The sequence below is a fragment of the Candidatus Auribacterota bacterium genome (assembly GCA_026392035.1).
Taxonomy (GTDB): Bacteria; Auribacterota; Tritonobacteria; order UBA1439; family UBA1439; genus JAPLCX01.
The window spans coordinates 1-5458 of record JAPLCX010000057.1 but is presented as its reverse complement, the minus strand read 5'-3'; the positions used below and the strand labels follow the sequence as shown (position 1 = coordinate 5458).

The following is a 5458-nucleotide window of genomic DNA, read 5'->3' as shown; positions in this document are numbered from 1 at the left end:
GAAAAATCCGCTGAACCTTTCAAATGGAAGTTCACCCGTCAGGATCTCAAACGATTACTCGACAAACTATCTCTTTGTTCACAGAAAGAAAAGGCCGCATAAATAATACGTCACCGAACTTATGATCCAGAGCACTAAGGTTGAAAGTTAAAAGTTTACGGTGAAGCAGCAACAAGATATTCGGCATGGTAATGATCTTTACCACAGCCAAAAGTTGAAAGCTGAAAGTCAAAAGTTTGAAGTACGGGACATGCACGCATTGGGTCAGCATCGGGATAGACGTGTTATACTGGTTTCAACCGGCGTAGGAAACGAGCATAGAACAACGACGGATTAAGATAGATAACCACAGGTGAACACGGATGAACACAGATTGTGAAGCAGCACATGCGTTATCCTTTACATTTATGACATTATCACCCGTGTTAATCTGTGTGTATCCGTGGTTGTAAATCAACCTGCATATGTGGCTAAAGTTAATCATCCGATGATTGCAGATAATGTACGCAGCGTCATGGAGCGCGTCGCCGCGGCGGCAGTGCGCGCGGGGCGGAACGCGAGCGATATCGAACTCGTGGCCTCGACCAAGGGACGAACGCTCGCCGAGATTGACGAAGCGGTCAGCGCGGGGGTGAGGACGATAGGGGAGAACCGGGTCCAGGAGGCCGAGGTGAAGTATCCCCATCTGAAGGGACGTGTGCAGGTGCACATGATAGGCCACCTCCAGCGGAACAAGGTGAAGGATGCGCTGAAGATTTTCGATATGATCCACTCGGTGGACAGCCTGAGGCTGGCGGAAGAGATTGATGAGGCGGGGGAGCGCATGGGGGAGGCAGTGCCAGTCCTCCTGGAAGTAAATGTATCAGGCGAGCGGAGCAAGTTCGGCGTTGCGCCGGAGGAGCTCTGCCCGATCCTGGAGAAGGTTGCGGCGCTGAGGGCCATCCGCGTAGAGGGCCTCATGACCATGTCACCTATGTCTGAAGATTCTGAAAGGGTTCGGCCTGTCTTCCGGCGTCTCCGGGAGCTCGCGGGAGAGATCGCGCGGCAGGGGTTTCCCGGCGTGAAGATGCGCCAGCTCTCGATGGGTATGACGCAGGATTTTGAAGTTGCGGTGGAAGAGGGGGCCACAATGGTGCGTGTGGGGACCGCGATATTCGAAGGATGATATTTCAAAGTAAGCTAAGGGAGGATATCGTATGGCGCGTGCATTCGATAAGAAGATAGGGTTTATAGGCGGCGGCAATATGGCCGAGGCGTTCATCCACGGTCTCCTCAACGCCGGGTTGTGTCTCGCCTCGGACATATGCGTGAGCGACCTGAAAAAAGAACGGCTTGAGCATCTGCGAAATACCTTTGGCGTCAGCGCGGCGGGGGCGAACGCTGTCTGTGTGGATTCGAGCAACCTGATAGTTATCGCGGTGAAGCCGCAGAACATGTCCGACGTGCTTGCCGAGCTCTCCGCCGTGGAGACCGGTGGGAAGCTGGTGCTCTCCATCGCCGCGGGGATCACCATCGCGAAGATCGAAACGGCGCTCCGCAGGGAGGTGGCGGTGATCAGAATCATGCCGAACACGCCCGCGCTGATCGGGGAGGGTATCTCGCTCTGGGCGCGTGGAAGCTATGTGAAGGATGAGGACGTCGAGCATGTAAAATTTATCCTCAAGGCCCTGGGAAAAGAGATCGAGGTCAAGGAGGAGCTGATGGACGCGGCCACCGCCCTCTCCGGGAGCGGACCCGCCTACGTATATTATTTCCTTGAAGCCATGGCGATGGCGGGAGAGCAACTCGGTTTCCTGCCCGCGCAGGCATTGGCGATTGCTATCCAGACAATGATTGGCGCCATCAGGCTCGCCGAGACCTCCCGCCAGGCGCCTGAAGAACTGCGCAAGAGGGTGACCTCACCCGGCGGGACAACAGCGGCGGCGATAAAGGTTCTGGAGGAACGAAAGGTCAAAAAAGCGATTGTGGATGCGATCAAAACGGCGTGCGAACGGGCGGAGGAGTTGAGCCGTGGAGGATAGCTCCACAAACTCAAATACCAAATGACAAATGACAAAAATAACTCCTTCGAAGGCAGGCAAAACCCGATAGAGATAAGAGAACAGGACGGGACCCTCCGCATGAGGGTGAAGGTGCAGCCGAAAGCCTCGGCAGATGCGATCGTGGGGGAACACGCGGGAGCATTGAAAATCAGAGTGGCGGCAGCGCCGGAGGATGGCAAAGCCAACCGGGCCGCGGTAAAGTTCCTCGCCGGCAAGCTCGGCCTGAGGAGATCTGATATTACCATTATTTCCGGGGAACACTCGAGGGACAAGCTGTTCGCCATACAAGGACTGACGAAGGGCGAGATATTGCATCGGCTCCAATCCCTGCAAACTACACTGGAATAGCACTATATCCCCCACCGATACATAATTTGCTCTGCAATCATCCGAGACAGGCGCGACACAAAAAACTCCGTCCGCATCGACGGCCTGCCCGTGGAGAACTCCAATCTATTCAGGGTACTCTGAGGGAAAGGGGGGCTGTCCCTTTTTCGGCTGCCGTGCCCTGTCGCGTGCGTCTTGAAACCAGCGAGCGGTATCCAGCACCGCTTCGACCTGTCTTATCTTATCAGGCCAGGGCTGGCGGGTACGGTTATTCTGCCATTCTGCCCGCCGCATCAGCATCTCTTTAATATCACGCATCTACGAACCTTGTCTTAAACCTTTCCCACGCCGAGGATAGCCCATGCCTCGCCGCAAGAGCCTCGATAGCTGCGGGGGTGACGCTCCCCGCCTCCAGAAGAGCGAGTATCCGCGCGAAATCTTTTGCCCTGCCAACGCTCAGCGCAATTATGGATAGGTGGTCGGCGCGCACGACGCGGAGCGGAACCCCCTCGAAATCGACGGAATCCGCATCCTCTACTGCCTCCCGAGTCAGCGGGCTAAACACGGGGACGAACTGTACCGGCCATGCACCCACGCGAATCGCTTCGCCCTCCGCGCGGTATCCTTTCTTGGCGCAATACTCGTAAAGCGGGCGCAGGACATCCAGTCCTTCCTCTGAGGGCATGGTCACCAGCACGTCCACATCCAGAGTAGCCAAAGGTTGGGTGTATCTAATTTGAGCGATCGCGCCAAAAAGTGCATAATTTGTAATCATACCCGCACTACGCATTTCATTCAACAACTCTGCGACTTTTTTCATCGAGGATTTATTTTGTCCCATTCTCTCGTCCCCCATATGCATGTTTTTTTCTGATGGGGCACATACGCAGCCTTGTTATTATACTCTCATCACTAACTTTAACATGTTTTTATGGATCGTGGACAGCCAATTATACGTTTCTGAGTAATGGGTTAGTTTTGCAGGGGTAACGGTAAATGATGTTCGCCACGGATTTTCACGGATAACCACACGGATGGCCGCAGATGAAGCTTTCTTTTGATCTGTGAATATCCGTCATAATCCGTCCCGCTTAGCGGGATCCGTGGCCCCCCTCTATAAAGTGACCCCTTACACCCGGACTCCGTATCAGATTGACCGCTTCCATCATGCATGGTACTGTTTCCTCCATGAACACCAGAGATCACCTCTCATGGTACTGTGATGAGCACACCTCAAGCGAACTCTACAGCCGGAGGTTCAAAGGCAGGATAGGCAGCCTCATCATCAAGCGACAGAACGAGTTGCTCCTTTTACTCCTTGGCGATGTCAGGGGAAAGAGAGTTCTGGATGTGGGGGCTGGGCATGGCCAGCTGGCGGGTGCGCTCCTCGATGCGGGCGCCGAGGTGACCGCCTATGGCAGCAGTGAAGGTTCTCTGAAAAAACTCGCGCCGCTCCATGTCAGATCCGAAACCGGCCCTCTCTATCCATTGCCTTTCAGGGATAGAGAGTTTGATATCGTGGTAAGTTTCCGCACCTTCCCCCATGTTTCCGACTGGAAGTTGTTCTTGGGTGAGCTCTGCCGCGTTTCCGGGGAGAAGATATCTTTTGACTTCGTCACAAAAGACATCATGAATTTTTTCAAGCCGCTCCTCTACCGCCTCAAGATGAAAAAAGAGCCCGGTACGAGAGACTACACGCTCCAGAAGAAAGCGGATATCCGGAATGCAGCCCGTGAGTGCGGCTTCTACTGGGAATCGAGCGAGGGGCAGTTCCTTTTGCCCCTGGTTGCGCACAGGATCCTGAAGCGCCCGGTGCTCATGCCGATCGAATACCTGGCAAGGGCGTCGCGAATCACGAAATTGTACGGCGGGCCTGTCATCGTCCTGCTGCAGAGGGCGTAGAGATCACAGAGGCTCAGTTATAGAAGAGCTCCCACCCCTTCGCCATGTAGTTGTCCCAGTGGCCGGTAGCCCCGTACAGGGAGCATTTGAAGGTAACCAGGTTTGTGCCCTGGCGAAAGAAAGAGCCCGGGACACGGAAGTATGACCGGCTCCAGTGGTTCCCGTTGAACTGGCCCGGGATGTAGCCGACCAGCATTTCATTAATGTATATTGGATTTGTGGTATAGTACGTACCCCAATAAGACCCCCGCAGTACTGCCTGACCCTGAGGGGCGGGATTCAGGACGAAGGTTCTCGCCACCTCTTTCCCCTCGGGGTAAGGAACTTCCCAGTTCGCCATATAGGGGTCATAGCCATCTCCCACGTGGATGGTGCGGGCGAGCACTACCGCATGATATTGAAAGGGAGTGAATGTATTTGAATTCGCTGCAGGGAATCCATCGGTGCGGATAAAGTCTGCGCTCCCATGGTGGGTAAATACCGCCGCCAATGCGTAGTTACCCTCGTACGTGTTCGTGGAAACGGTATCAATGACGAGTGACCCGTCGGTGGGGGCGGGGGGGAAGACAACATTACTGAACGTGGGTAGGGCAAACCTGCCGGTAAAAGTATAGGTGCTTCGCATCCCGGGCCTGAAGAGCTGAACGCCGCCGCTTGAGAGTAGATCGCTCACGCTGGAGGGGCCGTCCGAAATGATCGGGTCGTGTATCGCCGCGAGGTATATGTCCACGGCCACTCCCTGATAGTCGTAAGTGCTGAAATCGCAGCGATAGGCGAGTCTTACCCCGCCGATGAGATTTACTTTGGAAGCCTCCAGATCAACATAGTTCTGGGCCCGTGCAGCAGTGATATTGCAATACAGGAGTACCGGTAGAGAGAGAAGCAACAATATGCTCGAACTTTTCATATATTTTTCTTTCGGATGGACCTCATTGATAGAGATATAACCTCCCTGCAAAAACCGCCCCCAGGTTATAACCCCAGTTTCAATGCAGGATTATTATATGAGATTGGCTCCTGATATACAAGAGGCAATGGCGATAAGCAGTAAGGGGTCACTTATAGAGGGGGGCCACGGATCCCGCTAAGCGGGACGGATTATGACGGATATTCACAGATGAAAAGAAAGCTTCATCTGCGGCCATCCGTGTGGTTATCCGTGAAAATCCGTGGTGAACATCATTTAC

6 protein-coding genes are annotated in these 5458 nt (G+C 54.2%); 4 read left to right on the top strand and 2 right to left on the bottom strand.

Annotated elements, in window-relative coordinates; translation table 11 throughout:
* Positions 1 to 487: 487 nt before the first annotated feature.
* From NTX71_05295 to NTX71_05285, 3 genes are read left to right on the top strand one after another with little or no spacing between them, the layout of a single operon-like run.
* Entirely contained in the window at positions 488 to 1165 is a 678-nt protein-coding gene (locus NTX71_05295; GenBank protein ID MCX6339317.1) for a YggS family pyridoxal phosphate-dependent enzyme, read from the top strand.
* A 31-nt stretch (positions 1166 to 1196) separates the two neighbouring features.
* Positions 1197 to 2021, top strand: coding sequence for a pyrroline-5-carboxylate reductase (proC, locus tag NTX71_05290; protein ID MCX6339316.1), 825 nt, complete (start codon positions 1197 to 1199; stop codon positions 2019 to 2021).
* 21 nt (positions 2022 to 2042) lie between these two features.
* On the top strand, positions 2043 to 2390 hold the full coding sequence (locus NTX71_05285) for a DUF167 domain-containing protein (GenBank protein ID MCX6339315.1): 348 nt from the start codon (positions 2043 to 2045) through the stop codon (positions 2388 to 2390).
* A 289-nt stretch (positions 2391 to 2679) separates the two neighbouring features.
* Here the strand turns inward: NTX71_05285 and NTX71_05280 are convergent, their stop codons facing one another.
* Entirely contained in the window at positions 2680 to 3087 is a 408-nt protein-coding gene (locus NTX71_05280) for a hypothetical protein (protein ID MCX6339314.1), read from the bottom strand.
* Between the two features lie 470 nt (positions 3088 to 3557).
* Between NTX71_05280 and NTX71_05275 the strand changes: the two genes are divergently transcribed.
* Complete coding sequence (locus tag NTX71_05275) at positions 3558 to 4271, top strand: methyltransferase domain-containing protein (protein MCX6339313.1); 714 nt, start codon at positions 3558 to 3560, stop codon at positions 4269 to 4271.
* A 13-nt stretch (positions 4272 to 4284) separates the two neighbouring features.
* Here NTX71_05275 and NTX71_05270 read toward each other — a convergent pair whose 3' ends face one another.
* Complete coding sequence (locus NTX71_05270) at positions 4285 to 5178, bottom strand: hypothetical protein (protein ID MCX6339312.1); 894 nt, start codon at positions 5176 to 5178, stop codon at positions 4285 to 4287.
* Between the last annotated feature and the right edge of the window lie 280 nt (positions 5179 to 5458).